This window comes from Pseudoalteromonas sp. Of11M-6 (genome assembly GCF_022347905.1).
In the GTDB taxonomy this organism is placed as follows: Bacteria; Pseudomonadota; Gammaproteobacteria; order Enterobacterales; family Alteromonadaceae; genus Pseudoalteromonas.
This window is the reverse complement of the sequence record NZ_JAKRFW010000039.1, coordinates 16,723-32,370: the sequence shown is the minus strand read 5'-3', so window position 1 is coordinate 32,370 and position 15,648 is coordinate 16,723. Positions and strand designations below refer to the sequence as shown.

Sequence of the window (15,648 nt, the reverse complement as noted above, 5' to 3'; positions counted from 1 at the left end):
TAGATGAGCCGACTTAATTATCACCACCTTTACTACTTTTGGCAGGTTGCTAAGCTCGGAAACCTGACTCAAGCCGCTAAAGAATTACATGTTTCGCAATCTGCGCTCTCTGCGCAAATCAAACAGTTGGAACACAATATCGGGGTATCACTATTTGAGCGCGTAGGCCGTAACCTAATGCTCACCGATCAGGGTAAAAAGGTGCTGAGCTATGCCGATGATATTTTTACCACGGGGCAAGAACTCGAAGCCTTGCTAAGCAAAGGCGCACAGTCAACCACCCATGTAACTATTGGGGTGTTGACCACTCTGTCACGTAACTTTGTAGAAGCTTTTATTAGCCCTTTGATGCGGCGTAGCGATGTGCAATTTAAGTTAAAGTCAGGCAGTATTTCAGAGCTACTCAACGGCTTAACTAATTATGAGCTGGATTTAGTGCTTACCAACCGAACAATAAACCTAGATACTTCAGATCCCTATTGGCAGTGCCAATTAGTAGCCAAGCAACCGCTGGCGATCATTGGTCCGCCTGCCCTCAAGCCAAGCACGCCATTTCCACAAGGCTTTGAAAAAACACGCTGGATCTTGCCACCTGCCAACTCAGATTTACGCACCGCATTTAATGCGCTGTGCGCTCAGTATCAGTATTTCCCCAACATTTTGGCAGAGGTCGACGATATGGCGATGATGCGACTACTGGCACGAGATAGTGGCGCGGTAGCCGTTTTACCTGCCGTAGTAGTAAAAGACGAAATAGCCCAAGGGGTGCTACAGCAATATCAGGAACTACCTAATATTTATGAGTATTTTTATGCGATTTCAACACAGAAAAAGGTTGTTCCTGAAGCAATTAAAATCCTGCTGCAAGAAGCGCGTGATAAGCCCGCACATTTTTAAGCACGCTGATTTTTATTCACCTGAAAGTATTAGAAAATCACGATTTATTTCTGTTTTTTAACTTAACCCATATTAACGTAAGAAAATTGGCCTAAGCACTTGACCAATTGATGTTTATTTAGCAAGCTGAAACTATAGGATAAAAATTCGACGAGGCAGTTATCGTGTTCAAGCTTGCGCACAATGGCAATATCTTAATGGATGTGAAGTCTGCTTCACCGCCAAGTGCTGCGTTTGTGATTGAAGCCCTTGAAAAATCACAATTTGCCGACTGCGAAATTGATCACGACTCGATTAATGCCTTTTTCCAAAGCGACTTTCCAGAGAGCCAAATCGTCGTTGCTAAACAACATGATGCCGAATTTGAAGTCACCTTAAGTGACGATAAAATGCAGGCCTTTGGGCAACTTAAAACTGCTCGAGGTGGTAAAGCCGTATCATTAGAAGAGGCAAAAAAAGCCATTGTTAAAGCGGGCGTCAGCCGTGGCTATAAGCAAGCTTACCTAGAAAATATCCTGCGCAAACAGTTTGAACTTCCACCTGGCGAAGAAGCATCTGGATTAATCGCCCAAGGCCGGCCACCACAAGACGGCCAATCAGCAAAATTACTGCCGCACGTACAAACTTTAAAAGAGAGACTCAAACAACCTAGAATGCGTGAAGATGGCACCGTTGACATGCGTGATTTTGGCAAGCTTGCAAGCGTCGCCCCGGGTGATTTACTGGTGACTCAAAAGCCCGCAACACCAGGCAAAGAAGGCTTTACAGTTAGTGGTGAAAGTATTGAAGCAAAGCCCGGCGAATCATTCCAGCTTATGGCGGGTGAAGGCACCGAGATCAACCCCAACAACCCACTAGAGCTTATCGCAACCATTGCAGGTTGCCCCTCTGATATCGCCAACGGTATGCGCGTGGATGATGTATTTACGATTGCCGATGTCACAGTAAAAAGTGGTCATGTCGACTTTAATGGCAGCGTTATAGTTACCCATAATGTGGAGCCGGGTATGCACGTGACTGCACAAGGCGATATCACAGTGCTCGGCACGGTGGAATCTGGAGAACTTATTGCAGGTGGTCATATTGAGGTACGAGGTGGCGTGATCGGCCACGTCGACCATCAAAATAATGAACAAGGCTTAACCTGCAAGCTTATCGCCAAAGGCAATATTGAGATTGCCCATGGACAATATACTTACCTTGAAGGCGATAACATTATTATCAATAAGCAGAGTAACCACTGCGATATTAAAGCGCAAAAGCTGATACAAGTTGGCACTGGCGATCATCCAAGTGGCAAGTTAATAGGTGGTTCAATCATAGATGCGCAAATGGTGGTAGCGGGAGAGATTGGCAGTGAGTCTGGCGCTAAGATGATGATTTATCTTGCACGCAAAGGCCTTAAAATCACCCAAGAAACCGACACCCTGTTCAAAGAAGTCGCCGCCACCAATGATTCTTTAGATCAACTACAGCAAGCGATTGAAAAAGCAGAGTTAGTAAAAGACGCAGCTAAAAAGCAACAACTCAAAACTAAAATTGGCGCAACACAGATGCACTACTGCCAGCAAGCCGAGCACCTTGAGCAAAAGCTCAGCCAGCTTGATCACGACTTACACGATTTGCTCGACAACACGAAACTTGCGGCAAACAAAGCGCTTCATTCAGGGGTTGAAATTCATATCTTTGATCGCGTGTATAAAACAACCCGCAGTTACCCCCCTTGCTCAGCAACGCTACAAGAAAACCAAGTCAAGATAGACTTTAAAACCGCGGGCTCCTAGCCTGCACTTTACTTTAGCGCTGACACTTAGCGCAATACACTGTGCTGCGCTGCCCTAGACGTATTTCTTTTAATGGCGTTTCGCAGCTTACGCAAGGCTCACCTTTGCGACCATACACCAGTAACTCTTGAGCAAAGTAACCCAGCTTACCATCACTTTGAGCAAAGTCTTTAAGTGTCGTTCCCCCTTGTTTGATAGCTGCACTTAAGGTTTCCTTGATGATCGGTGTCAGTAATTGGTAGCGTTTAAGTGAAATTTTACCTGCTTCTTTTTTGGGATGGATCCCTGCTTTAAACAAAGATTCATTGGCATAAATATTACCCACACCAACCACCACATGATTATCCATAACAAATTGTTTAATCGGCTGCTTTTTGCCTCTGCTTTTTTCAAATAAGTACTCTGCTGTAAAAAGCTCGGTCAACGGCTCAGGACCCAGCTTTTCAAAAACGCTATGATCTTCGCCTGCACCTTGCCATAAGAAGGCACCAAAGCGACGCGGGTCGTTCAATCTGAGCGACTTACCTGAGGCCAGAATGATCTCCACATGATCATGCTTTTTTAGTGGCTCTTTGCTATCAACAACACGTAAGTTTCCTGACATCCCCAAGTGCAAAATCGCAGTGCCATGCTTGGATTCGATAAGCAAATATTTTGCCCGTCGCTTAACCGCAAGCACCCTCTCACCTTCGAGCAATTGTACTTCCTCTGGTACAGGCCATCTCAGCTTACCATTGTGCACTTTTACGCTTTGGATAATATGTTGCTCTAAATATGGTTGAATGCCTAAACGGCTCACTTCGACTTCTGGTAACTCAGGCATAATTCACTCTATTACTGTGTGGTATTACAATTCTATCGGTAGAAATAATGCTTTGGCTTGCACACTATCAAGCTCAAACCAACGCTGTTGTTGTTTATCAAATAATACAAAGCCATTATCGCTAGGATACAGCTGGTAGCTAAGGGGAAGCTCTTGAGTTGCCAGCCAAAACTGCGCAGCGCTCAACGCGGGCTCCAACTGCTTTGGCGCCTCAACAACCAATAGCTGTAAACTTTGCCACTTGGCGACAAGCGCACCTAAGGCATCTTCGCTAAAGGCCTGGTTTGAGCCTTGCGGTAACTCGATACGCCAGCTTGTACCAATGCGTTCAATTTTATAGCCAGGAAATGCCACGGTTAAGACAAAGCTTTGCTCTGGTAGCACAGCTTGAATCTTTGCTTTATCGTCGCTGGGATTCAATTTATAGTGGAGACCGTTGAGAAAAAAGATCATCAGTAACATGGAAAAGATCACCACGTTATTCCACGCCTTACGGCTCATTTGAATCATACCTATCTCCTAAGCGTTTGAACGGTTAGTGTATAATACTAATTTGTATTTATACATGCTCAATTAGCCCTTGCTCACCGAGGCTATTTCGCCTAGTTCAACAATCTGTCGTTACCATCCCCTATCTACGCCAAATTGCGCATTTACACTATTTAAATGACAAGTTATTTTGCTAGAATGTGGGCAAAATTTTAAGGAGTCCCGTCAATGGCAATGTATGTAGTGGGTCATAAGATCCCTGATTCAGATTCAATCTGCGGTGCAATCGCACTTGCTTATTTAAAAAACCAAATTGGTGAAGAAGCAATCCCAACGCGTTTGGGTGAAGTCTCACCGGAGACTCAGTTTATTCTTGACCGTTTTGGTTTTGAAGCACCAGAGCTTAAGATGAGCTATGCTGGCGAAGATGTGTATATCGTTGACCACACTGAAAAAACGCAAGCACCAGACGACATCGATAAAGCAACTGTAGTTGGCGTAGTTGATCACCACAAACTAGGCGACCTTACAACTTCAACACCACTTGAGTGTTGGATCCGCCCTGTTGGCTGTAGTAACACGATTATTAAAATGATGTACGACTTCTACGATGTAGAAATCCCAGCAAATATTGCTGGCATCATGATGTGTGCAATCCTAAGCGACACAGTCATCTTCAAATCACCAACTTGTACTACTGCGGATATCAAATGTGTTGAAGCACTTGCAAAAATCGCGGGTGTTGATGATGCTAAAGAGCTTGGCATGGAAATGTTCAAGGTGAAATCAGCAGTTGAAGGCACACCAATTCGTGACCTGGTCATGCGTGATTTCAAAGATTTTAATATGAATGGCAACCTTGTTGGTATTGGCCAGCTTGAAGTGGTTGATCTTGCTGTATTTGATAAGATCAAAGATGAGCTACATGCCGATATCGCGAAATTAAAAGAAGAAGGTAATCGCCACAGTGTGATGCTACTACTTACTGATATCATGAAAGAAGGATCACAAATGCTGATCGCTTCTGATGATGAAGCGATCATCGCAAAAGCATACGACGTTGAGCCTGAAGCAAGCAAAGTATGGTTGGACGGCGTACTGAGCCGTAAAAAGCAAGTTGTACCACCATTGCAAGACGCATTCGCTGGTTAATACTGCTCGCCGAGACGAAAGTCTCGGCTGTTTTTATGCTGCACCTCACTCCAGGTATATTCGCCTCCTTTGTCAAAGACTTGAATGCCGCGCGCCATTCACATCACCTTATTCAAATCAACCTGCCCGTGAGCGACTGTATCGCGCAAGTCGGTGACAAAACGCTATTTGGCCCAAGCGTAATTGCTAGTGGCGTAGAACATAGCTTAAAAATGACCTCAGGCTGGGTGATATTAGTCGAGCCAAAAAGCGTGTATGGCGGGCAACTCCAGAGCAACAGCTGCGCAGCAATCGAGATAAATACCGCACCAAAGAGCAATGCCAAGCTTGCCGAGTTAATACGCACAGTAGGACTTACCGATCTACCAACGACGGATTTAGATCCACGAATTGACCGTGTATTGGCGCAATTAGATGCTTGTTTTAACGCACAAACTTGCCTTAAACCCAGTCACTTCAGCGCAAATACGATTGCCGAGTCACTTTATCTCTCACCAAGTCGCTTTTTACACCTGTTTACCGAGCAAGTGGGGATAGCATGGCGACCTTATGTGCTGTGGCGCAGGCTGATCTGCTCAGTTGTCGCCATACAACAAGGCAACAACCTTACACAAGCAGCAATGCTCGCGGGGTTTGCAGATAGCGCTCATTTGAGCCGTACATTTAAACGGCAGTTTGGCATTACACCGACTGAGGCATTAAAAACACAAAGCGCTATAAACTAAGCCGTTTGTTTATTACCTCGCTTATAAGCTTCATCAATCAACTTAACCATAGGTAGCGACGATATGGTTAATACGACGAGAAAAATAATCGAATGAACAATCATCTCATCGACCGTATAGCCAATACGAAACTGAATAAATGCTTGGATCTGAATGTAAACATTGGCAGCAATAAATAGTGCTAATGACACGCTCCAAAACCACACATCTGTAACAGGACGCTTGCCATAAGCAACGCAAAAAGCACCAAATACATTTAAGAGATCTGCGACCAATAACACAATCCCAGTAAACATGCTTGATTCTATTGCTAAATGATCCGGCAGCGTAAATGCATCATAGATTGAGGCAATAAACGTCAGTAGTAAGAAATAAAATAAGACTTTCCATTTCATGCAAGCGATCCTCCATAACCGTAAGATATGTCATCGCGGTTACTTGGTCGCTGCTTCAGTACTTTGTCAGTACATACCTTATCAACAATCTTTGTTGTTTTTCTCATAGGCTCCTTCCCTAAATACAAAATAAAAAACTTAATTGTACACCTATTAACTAACCATGAACTTAGCCAGTTTATTCAAGCTTAGTTACCTAAGTTGCATCACACTGCTACCAAAATAGGAGCATAACCATGAAGCAATTTTTAGTAACTACCCCTTTAGTTGATTATCAACATTCAGAGATCCAAAGCTTAATAGAAGCAAAAGGTTGGCGGCAGCTTGATGAAATCACGGCAGCGGAGCAAATCTATAACTTCATCAAAGACGACATAGAGTTTGGTTATAGTGAGACAGATACACTAACTGCAAGCCAAGTGCTTAAGCAAGGCTATGGACAATGTAATACCAAAGGAACATTACTGGTCGCATTGCTAAGGGCTTGTGATATTCCCACCCGAATTCATGGGTTTGAGATAGCCAACAGTCTTAAACAAGGGTTAATTCCTACCCTACTGGCGTGGTTTGCTCCAAAAAGTATTATCCATAGTTGGGTTGAAGTTTATTTAGAGGAGCGCTGGATAGAGCTTGAAGGTTACATAATTGATGACGGCTACCTTAAGCAGGTTCAGCAGCACTTCCCGAAGGCAAAAGGCTTTACTGGATTTGGTATTTCTACTCCCTGTTTACAGCAACCCGATAATCGCTTTTCATTAAATGGTGCATATATTCAAAAGCAAAGTATCACACGCGATTTAGGGCTTTATACGAGTCCAGATGCGCTGTATCAGCAACACAAAAATCTAACTGGCATCAAGCAATGGCTCTATGCACACTGCTTTAGACATTGGATAAACCAAAGGGTAAAGCGCGTCAGAGCCGGACGCTTCAACTAACTTGAGCGTGCAATAGCAAATTGGCTGCGATTGTGGTTAGTGTATTCAACGCCACCTCTATTGCGCGGGGATCACGCAGTTGCGGCCTGCAGCTTTGGCTTGATATACCGCGTGATCAACGGCTTTTAATGAATGACCAAAAGGCAAATTGGTATTGACTGCTGCGACCCCAAAGCTTGATGTAATGGTGATCTCCCCTGATGGCGTAGAGATAACCGATTGCTCTATTTCTTGTCGCAGGCGCTCGGCGATCACCATCGCTGAATTTACCGGCGTGTTAGGTAACAGCACAATAAACTCTTCCCCCCCTAAACGACACATACAATCTTCTAACCTCAAGGTATTTACGCAGATCTCAGCAAAGCTTTTTAACACTAAATCACCGGTTTCATGGCCGTGATTATCGTTGATTTTTTTAAAGTGATCTATGTCTAGCATCATCATACTAAATGGATGATCAAAGCGTGCATGACGACTGATCTCACGTTTCGCGTTATCCATTAAAAAACGTCGATTACTCAATCCAGTGAGTGGATCTTTAAACGCCATGTCAGTAAGTTGCAGCTGTAACTGCCATAACTCTTTAACCAGTAATCGGCGACTGCAGCAGTCTGCAATCATCTCCGCAAAAGCAATTTCATCTTTGTGCCACGTACGTACGCCATTATTCCCTTCACAGCACACCACTCCGTGAGGAATACCATTTTTAAAGATCACCGTATCTAACATGGTCACTATGTGGTTTGGGGTTAAATAACATTCTTTAAATTCGGACGTTCTGGGATCGGCGGCAGCGTCATTCGCATCTATCGATTGACCACTGTTGATTGCTGAAAAATAAGCGGGGAAGTTTTCATATGTTAAGGCTGGCAATTGCACCGGTAACTCGTCACCCTGCCAATCTGTATTAGCAACATTGATAAGCTCAGAAGGTTTGTCAAGATCATCAAACAACCAAACGGAAACCCGAGTGACGTCTAAGATAAGCTTACCTTCATCTAGTAAATCAATCAGGAAGCTTTGAAATGTTCCCGATACATCAAGCTCTTGCGAGCTGAGCCGCCTAAGCCTCTGAGTGACATTGCTAAAGTTCTTCAACATAATACGAAGATTTTATTCTTTTCTGCTAGCATAACGCGCCATAATTTTTAAGCATAGTCTTAAATACTAGAATTAACCTATGTTTTGGAATATTTTCACACGATTATGTAAGAAATAAGAATATAAGTAGAGTAATCCGTAAAGGAGGTAATGCTAAAAGGTAATAAGCCTGAGATTATTAAAGTGGCGCGAGGCCACTTTATTCGTTGATTATTTAATATATTTTGCGAGGTATTTTTTAAATACCGGATCTGACATTGCCAATTGGCGTTGCTCATCCATGATTTCTTTAAGCAAAGACTCTGATGTCAGAGGGTTGGCCAAAACCACTCGAAATACCACCGTGGGTTGGCGGTCATATTGCTCTGGTGTTAAGCGTGTTCGAGAAACAAAAGAGCGGCCCGCTTCACGCTGACGCTTTTGCATACTCGCAGTAAAACGGTTAAGTGCAGCATAAATCTCTATCTTTTCTTGCTCATCCGCTTGTGCGATTGCCGCTTTTATTTGCTCAGGCACATAGCGGTAAGTCAGCAAACATAGCTCAGGTTCAGAGATCAGCTCAAAATCAGGGGTTTGTTTAATTAGTTCAGCAAAATACCGCGCCTTTTCAATCCCTTTATCAATAAGCATCTCATAGCCTTGACGACCAATGACACGCAGACATGCGTGCACTAACATCGCCATACCAGGACGACTCCCCTCTAAAGTATGACTTCCCAGATCTTTAGAGCCTTTCCGTAAGATGTATTCGGCGTGATGTTCAATTGCATCAGATGCCGCCGGGTCTTTAAATAACACCATACCCGCTCCCATAGGCACGTACATTTGCTTGTGCGCATCTATGGTTATTGAATCTGCTCGCTCCACCCCTTTCAGAAGGTAGCGATTGTTATTCGATAGTAGTGTTGCCCCACCCCAAGCGGCGTCGACATGAAAGTGGCAATTGAGTTCTTCAGCTAAATCAGCCATCTCTTCTAGAGGGTCAATATTACCCGTTTCGGTCGTCCCAGCAACACCAACCAAAGCCAGTACTTTTATCCCTTGCGCTTCAAGCTCATTAGCTTTAGCTCGCATGGCGTCAACATCAACCTTATTGTTGCCAGCCGTTTTGATTGAAATGAAGTTATCGCGGCCAATACCTAGCACATCTGCGGCCTTACCCAACGAATAATGGCCTCTTTCAGAAACCAATACCGCTAAGCCTCGGTAACCATAATGTAGCATTGCAGCCACAATACCCGATGCACCAATACCTTTAAATTCACCATCCGCTTTTAATAAGCGGTTTCTTGCAATCCAAAGCGCGGTTATATTCGCAATTGTGCCACCCGAACAAAAAGCACCTAGTGACGTTTTTGCGCTGTGCATCCACTTATCGTAGAAAGCATCATCGCTGCCGTAAACCAAGTGATGCATCATTCCCAATACTTGACGTTCAAGCGGAGTAAAGGCTTTTGACGTTTCAATTTTGACTAGGTTCTGATTGAGTCCCACCATCAACTTCGACAGTGGCAACACAAAATGCGGTAAAGCTGAGGTCATATGCCCAATAAAGCTTGGGGCTGCGGTATGCACTGAGTGGGCAACTAATTGCTCCATGATATCTTGCGCATAGTCGGAGACAAACATCGGCACTTCGGGGATCACCGCCGACTGAAAGTCTTTTTCAACTTCGTGCAGTGGCTTTTCAACTGCCGCAATATTCTCATTTAAAAAGCCAGCCAAATTGCTCGAGATTTCTTGCTCGATTCTGCTTAAAGTTGAATCAGGCGCCTCAGGCACGGTAAATATACGCATTAAGCTTTCTTCAGACGCAACGGCGCAACGCTTTGGACCCATCAATACTACCTAAACATCAAACGGTGCAGTAGCTTACCTACCCATTTTAGAGATTGAGTAGATACAAATTGCACAAGAGATTGTGATACATGAAATGGCTAACTTTACTGTAAAGAAAGGGAATTGTCTTCTATTGTCTAGTTAAAATTCATGAAACATTGACAATTTTATGAAAACCCAACGAAAGTTCAGTGAAAAATACCTTAGTTTCTATTTTACATTCTCGTCAAAAATAAGGTATAAAATGGGGACATAAACCCAACAAAACGGTATATTACCGACTTGCTCGCAACAATGCATTTTATTGATCATTGGTGAGGAAATTTTTTGCTTTATTTCTTCTCAAGTCATCAATTTATGTTGTATTGTTTATATTATGTAACAAAGCAGCTGCCACGCTTACGCTAGTTAGGCATTTTGATCGTCGTTAAATCGCGATATTGTGGATAAAGGATTATCATGAATACTCGGAGTATAGCTCAACCCCTCAAAGCTAAATCTAAGCAGCCTACGACAAAAGCAACGCCGCTTTTAGGGCTCACAGGTTATACTTCCCGACTCCCCGTTGCTTGGCTCGTTTTAGCCTCTTTTATCTTTTTAGCTGCCCTATCGATTTATGTTATCGCCAACTATTATGATACGCGTCGCGATATCATGGCGAGGATCGACGCCCAGCTAATCAATGCAGCCACCAGCGCCAACGTCATTGTAGGCAAAAAGTATCACGAGTCACCAGAGCAAATAACCCCAGCCGAGTTTAAACAAAAAAGCCATGCCCTCACCGAGCTTGCCCGTGCTTTAAATGTTGAATACGTCTATACCATGGTGCTTAAACCACCTTACGTGCACTTTACCGCGTCCAGTTACACCCGAGAAGATCTTAAACTCAACCGACTAACACGTTATCAAGATGTTTATTCCGAGGCTTCGATTACCCTAAAAAGCGCCTTTCACTCTACCGAACCTGTGTTTGAAATAGCCAAAGACAAATGGGGCCACTTTAAAAGTGTGTTTATTCCTTTTGTGCTACCCGATGGCACTACTTATATAGCAGGTGCAGACTTAACCATTCACGATTTAGAAAGTCAGTTACAAGAAAGTGTAATGGATGCCGCCATTGACGCTAGCTTCTTCTTTGTGATGTTTTTGGTTGTCGTGAGCTTGTACTTTATGTACTACAAGAAGACCTTAACAACAGATAGCCGCACCGGATTTGGCAACCGTATTGCCCTTGAGCAAGCACTTAAATATTCTAAATCGCAACACCTATGCTTAAGCGTAGTATGGGTGAAGGAGCTTGAGGATATCATTAGCTTCTATGGCACGGAAGTCGGCGATAACGTTATGGCAAAAGTCATGAGCTACTTTAGCGAGTTTACCCATCCGTTTGAGGTTTACCGCCTTACCACCTCTAAAATTGCGCTAGTTACCAGCATCGAAAATGGTGAGCATTATTTGGCGAACTTAACCGAGTCATTCCCTTGTGCAAAACCCATATACGACGCGCCGCATTTATACGTTAATTTGTGTGCGGGTGTTGCTAAAGGCAATTGCGCGTTGTTACTTGAAAATGCCTTTCTCGCGCTACGTCAGGCCCAACAGCAAAATACCCAAGTGTGTTATTTTGATTCTCAGCTGCAAATAAACCCCCAGCAACAATCAAAAAATCTCCACCTCACCCGTTTACTGCAAAGCGCGTGTGAATCAGACCGCATCATTCCTTTTTTTACACCGCGTAAAGCTTGTCACGACCATGCTGACATTCAGTACCACTGCACGGCACGCGTCCTTAACGAGCGCGGCGCTATCATCGATGCCGAACATTTTTATCCAGTGATGAAGCAACCAAAACTCCGCGCCCAAATTAGCATGAAGCTGCTTGAGTTATGCGTCACCCGGTTTCGTAAATCAAACCATGCTTGGAGCATGCAATTGAGCCACAGTGAAATCGCGGATGCGGAATATTTTGAATATATCAGCCAGATCCTGCGCCGTTACCCGCAGCCACAACTTATCACATTTGAGTTTAATGAAACGGATGTGCTCAAAAACTTTAGTGATATGAGCTTAATGATGCAGTCGTTAAAAGCAAAAGGTGCAAATGTTGCAGTAACGGGTGTGAATAGTGGTTTTCTTACCATCAATCGGATCTTAAAACTCCCACTTGATGCCATTTGTTTAGAAGCCTGTATTTGTGAAAACTTGGATGAAGATGAGATGCTGCTGAGCTCCATTGAATATCTTGCAAGCCATTGCAATGCCAAGCGGATCGACTTGATTGTACCCTGTGTTGCCACCAGCAAACAGGCAAAACAATTGGAAGCTGCAGGCGTTGCAAGATTAGAAGGTAGCTGGATAGGCAAAGCAAGCGGCCATCTTTAAGCCGCTTTTATCGATCTTAAGTCGGACTTGTAATGGGTTAGCTCAAAGCGTTACGACGAGGCGGGTGCTTGATTGACCACTTGCCCAATACTTACGCTCAAAGGGCGTAATAGCCTCATCACTTTCATAGGCTTCCACTTCAACATCAACGCCGCTAAGCGCCAAAGCTCTGGCAAACTCTTTTACATAGATATCCCAATTACTGCGCAGCTCCAACTTACCGCCTAGCTTAACGATAAAAGGAAACACCGCGCTACCATGCCAGCGCCTTTGAATGTGTTTAGCTTTCGGCCACGGATTAGGATACAGCAAATAATGGTGACTCGGCTGCCAATTGGCTTCCAGCGCTAATCGCCAAAAGTCATTGAGATCGGCTTGCACCAAAATATATTGGCCTTGTTCCGTTTGTTTATATTCAACATCATGTTTATCTAGTCGATGCGCAGACTTGTCAATGCCAATTACCAATGCATCAGGGTGTCGCTTCGCTAAATTTGCCGTACTTTCACCAACACCACAACATGAGTCCAAAATAATCGGTCCATTAAAGGCCTGTACTCGCACATTAACCTCATCGAAAGCGCTTTGTGTATGTGCCGCAATGGGTTTTTTAAACTCAGCGGTTAGATGCTTAGTAACGATTTCATCGAGCTTTTCGTGTAGCCCTTGTTGATTAGTGGTGATACTACGAGAGTTTGCTTCTGTCATAACCAGTCATTATTAAGGGGGAATGGTAAGGATTTTACCTGAAATAACGCAAGAGCGCTGCAATTGATAGCAGCGCTCATTCTTTATCCTGCGGTTAGTGTCTTAGTCCAACACCGCGTTTAATTAAGTGCAGTGACAACCAAAATAGACCACATATAAATACACCTAATACCGTAAAGGCAACGCCAATATCAACGTCCGAAACACCTAAAAAGCCAAAACGGAAGGCATTTACCATATAGATGATTGGATTTACCTGTGACACACCTTGCCAAAACTCCGGCAGCAATGTGATTGAGTAAAATACGCCGCCCAGGTAAGTCAGGGGTGTAAGCACAAAAGTCGGAATAATACTAATATCGTCAAAGCTGTTGGCAAACACCGCATTGATCAAACCACCTAATGCAAACACAGCTGACGTTAAAATAACCGTAATAACGATAACCGCTAGATTGTGAATTTGAATATCCACAAAAAACAGACTGATGATAGTAACAATAAGCCCAACGAGCATGCCTCGCGCCATACCACCGCCCATATAGCCAAGTACAATAATATAGTTAGGCACAGGTGCAACGAGTAGTTCTTCAATGCTCTTTTGAAACTTGGTGGAATAAAAACTCGAAGCGACGTTAGAATAGGAGTTGGTGATCACCGACATCATGATTAAGCCAGGTACAATAAACTCCATGTAGCTAAAGCCACCCATATCACCAATGCGCGAGCCGATTAAACTGCCAAATATCACAAAATAAAGTGTCATGGTGATCGCTGGCGGTACTAAGGTTTGCACCCAAATACGTAAAAACCGAATACACTCTTTTATCCAAATACTTTTTAACGCGACGCCATATTTCAACACGATTATGCCCCTCTCCCCTGCTCCAGTAAGCCAACAAACAACTCTTCCAAACGGTTAGCTTTGTTACGCATACTTAATACTTGATTACCTTGCTCTGTGAGTTGTGTGAATACCCCATTGAGCCCTTGCGACTTAGCTACCTCTACCTCAATAGTATGGTCATCGACGGTGGTAAATTGGTAACCATCGAGTGCCACAGGCTGCATGGGTGGCTTAAGATCAAGTACAAACGTTTCTTTGTCTAACTTAGCAAGTAATGCCTTGATGGTCGTGTGCTCAACAATCGTACCTTTATCGATAATCGCAATATTACGGCACAACAGCTCAGCTTCTTCTAAGTAATGCGTTGTGAGTATAATCGTTACGCCTTGCTTATTAATTTCACGCAAAAAATCCCACATAGAACGGCGTAGTTCTATATCCACACCAGCCGTAGGTTCATCTAAAATAAGGAGCTTAGGCTCATGCATCAATGCTCTTGCAATCATCAAGCGACGTTTCATACCGCCGGATAACGTGCGAGCTTGCTTATCTTTTTTATCAAATAATCCCAGCTGCTTGAGATACTTCTCGGCTCGCTGATGGGCAACGTCTCTTGGCACACCATAATAGCCCGCCTGAGTCACTAGAATTTGGTTTAGCGTCTCGAATTGGCTAAAGTTGAACTCCTGTGGTACTAAACCTAAGTTCGACTTAGCGTCTTCCAAATGAGTATCAATACTATGACCAAAAACCTCTACACTGCCTTGGGTCTTATTCACCAGTGAGGCAATAACCCCTATTGTGGTAGATTTACCAGCCCCGTTTGGACCAAGTAGCGCAAAGAAGTCCCCTTCTTGAACTTCGAGATCAATGCCTTTAACGGCTTCGACGCCGTTACTATAAACTTTTTTTAACCCTTTGATGTTCAGTGCTATTGTCATATTTTATTATTCTCCATAACCCCAGCGCTTAGCTAAGGTATGCTCGATGTGTAGATGATCTAAAATGCGGGCCACCATAAAGTCGACCAAATCGTCGATACTTTGTGGCTGATGATAAAAACCAGGTGCTGCAGGCATGATAGTCACCCCCAAGCGGCTAAGCTTGAGCATGTTTTCAAGGTGAATTGGACTAAAGGGCGTCTCACGCGGCACTAATATTAATTGGCCACGTTCTTTGATCACCACATCTGCTGCGCGCTCAAGCAAATTGTCAGATGCCCCAAGTGCAATGGCTGACACGCTTCCTGCGCTACACGGACACACCACCATCTGCTTTGGTGCGGCCGAGCCAGATGCCACAGGGCTAAACCAGTTATCTTTACCAAATACCTGAATTTGCTTATCTTTAGCACAGAAAAGCGTCTGTAGTTGCTCTGTTGCTTTTTGTTCATTTCCTGAGAGCTTTAAATTGGACTCAGTATCCAGCACCACTCTGGCTGCGCTCGAGATTAGCACGTAAACTTGATAGTTTAACGACACCAATACCTCGAGTAATCTCAGTCCGTAAGGGGCGCCCGACGCACCACTAAAGGCCAGCGTAATTGGCCCATTAAATGTTTGTTCTGACAT

The 15,648-nt window shown here is 43.9% G+C and carries 15 protein-coding genes; 6 read left to right on the top strand and 9 right to left on the bottom strand.

All coding sequences use genetic code 11. The features are described 5' to 3' along the window. Window positions 1–3: 3 nt before the first annotated feature. Window positions 4–897 carry a LysR family transcriptional regulator gene (locus MHN32_RS17195; protein WP_239422387.1) on the top strand — a complete coding sequence of 298 codons (894 nt, stop codon included), beginning with the start codon at window positions 4–6 and terminating at the stop codon, window positions 895–897. Between the two features lie 164 nt (window positions 898–1,061). Continuing rightward, a complete protein-coding gene (locus MHN32_RS17190; protein WP_174170369.1) occupies window positions 1,062–2,681 on the top strand; it encodes a FapA family protein in 1,620 nt (539 codons plus the stop codon). Between the two features lie 13 nt (window positions 2,682–2,694). Here MHN32_RS17190 and mutM read toward each other — a convergent pair whose 3' ends face one another. Both mutM and MHN32_RS17180 read right to left on the bottom strand, forming a co-directional pair. Continuing rightward, window positions 2,695–3,504 carry a bifunctional DNA-formamidopyrimidine glycosylase/DNA-(apurinic or apyrimidinic site) lyase gene (gene mutM / locus MHN32_RS17185; RefSeq protein WP_239422386.1) on the bottom strand — a complete coding sequence of 270 codons (810 nt, stop codon included), beginning with the start codon at window positions 3,502–3,504 and terminating at the stop codon, window positions 2,695–2,697. Window positions 3,505–3,528: 24 nt separating this feature from the next. After that, complete coding sequence (locus MHN32_RS17180) at window positions 3,529–4,014, bottom strand: hypothetical protein (protein WP_174170371.1); 486 nt, start codon at window positions 4,012–4,014, stop codon at window positions 3,529–3,531. 207 nt (window positions 4,015–4,221) lie between these two features. Here MHN32_RS17180 and MHN32_RS17175 point away from each other — a divergent pair, with 207 nt between their 5' ends. Both MHN32_RS17175 and MHN32_RS17170 read left to right on the top strand, forming a co-directional pair. Continuing rightward, window positions 4,222–5,145, top strand: a complete 924-nt coding sequence (locus tag MHN32_RS17175) for a manganese-dependent inorganic pyrophosphatase (protein WP_010605724.1) — start codon at window positions 4,222–4,224, stop codon at window positions 5,143–5,145. 35 nt (window positions 5,146–5,180) lie between these two features. Further along, complete coding sequence (locus tag MHN32_RS17170; protein WP_239422385.1) at window positions 5,181–5,870, top strand: AraC family transcriptional regulator; 690 nt, start codon at window positions 5,181–5,183, stop codon at window positions 5,868–5,870. Here the strand turns inward: MHN32_RS17170 and MHN32_RS17165 are convergent. Beyond that, complete coding sequence (locus MHN32_RS17165) at window positions 5,867–6,265, bottom strand: hypothetical protein (RefSeq protein ID WP_206471444.1); 399 nt, start codon at window positions 6,263–6,265, stop codon at window positions 5,867–5,869. The genes MHN32_RS17170 and MHN32_RS17165 overlap by 4 nt on opposite strands. A gap of 236 nt (window positions 6,266–6,501) precedes the next feature. On the opposite strand from MHN32_RS17165, the gene MHN32_RS17160 reads away from it, so the two are divergent. Beyond that, complete coding sequence (locus MHN32_RS17160; protein WP_010605726.1) at window positions 6,502–7,203, top strand: transglutaminase family protein; 702 nt, start codon at window positions 6,502–6,504, stop codon at window positions 7,201–7,203. A 57-nt stretch (window positions 7,204–7,260) separates the two neighbouring features. On the opposite strand, the gene MHN32_RS17155 is transcribed toward MHN32_RS17160, so the two are convergent. Next, window positions 7,261–8,304, bottom strand: coding sequence for a sensor domain-containing diguanylate cyclase (locus tag MHN32_RS17155; protein WP_010605727.1), 1,044 nt, complete (start codon window positions 8,302–8,304; stop codon window positions 7,261–7,263). 210 nt (window positions 8,305–8,514) lie between these two features. Beyond that, entirely contained in the window at window positions 8,515–10,143 is a 1,629-nt protein-coding gene (gene panP / locus MHN32_RS17150; protein ID WP_102056122.1) for a pyridoxal-dependent aspartate 1-decarboxylase PanP, read from the bottom strand. 459 nt (window positions 10,144–10,602) lie between these two features. On the opposite strand from panP, the gene MHN32_RS17145 reads away from it, so the two are divergent. Continuing rightward, a complete protein-coding gene (locus MHN32_RS17145) occupies window positions 10,603–12,525 on the top strand; it encodes an EAL domain-containing protein (protein WP_239422384.1) in 1,923 nt (640 codons plus the stop codon). A gap of 42 nt (window positions 12,526–12,567) precedes the next feature. On the opposite strand, the gene MHN32_RS17140 is transcribed toward MHN32_RS17145, so the two are convergent. The 4 genes from MHN32_RS17140 to MHN32_RS17125 form a co-directional block, all read right to left on the bottom strand. Continuing rightward, window positions 12,568–13,233 carry an SAM-dependent methyltransferase gene (locus tag MHN32_RS17140; protein ID WP_102056120.1) on the bottom strand — a complete coding sequence of 222 codons (666 nt, stop codon included), beginning with the start codon at window positions 13,231–13,233 and terminating at the stop codon, window positions 12,568–12,570. A 94-nt stretch (window positions 13,234–13,327) separates the two neighbouring features. After that, on the bottom strand, window positions 13,328–14,095 hold the full coding sequence (locus MHN32_RS17135; protein ID WP_239422383.1) for an ABC transporter permease: 768 nt from the start codon (window positions 14,093–14,095) through the stop codon (window positions 13,328–13,330). 2 nt (window positions 14,096–14,097) lie between these two features. Further along, entirely contained in the window at window positions 14,098–15,018 is a 921-nt protein-coding gene (locus MHN32_RS17130) for an ABC transporter ATP-binding protein (protein ID WP_010605732.1), read from the bottom strand. 6 nt (window positions 15,019–15,024) lie between these two features. Next, window positions 15,025–15,648, bottom strand: coding sequence for a flavin prenyltransferase UbiX (locus MHN32_RS17125; RefSeq protein ID WP_010605733.1), 624 nt, complete (start codon window positions 15,646–15,648; stop codon window positions 15,025–15,027).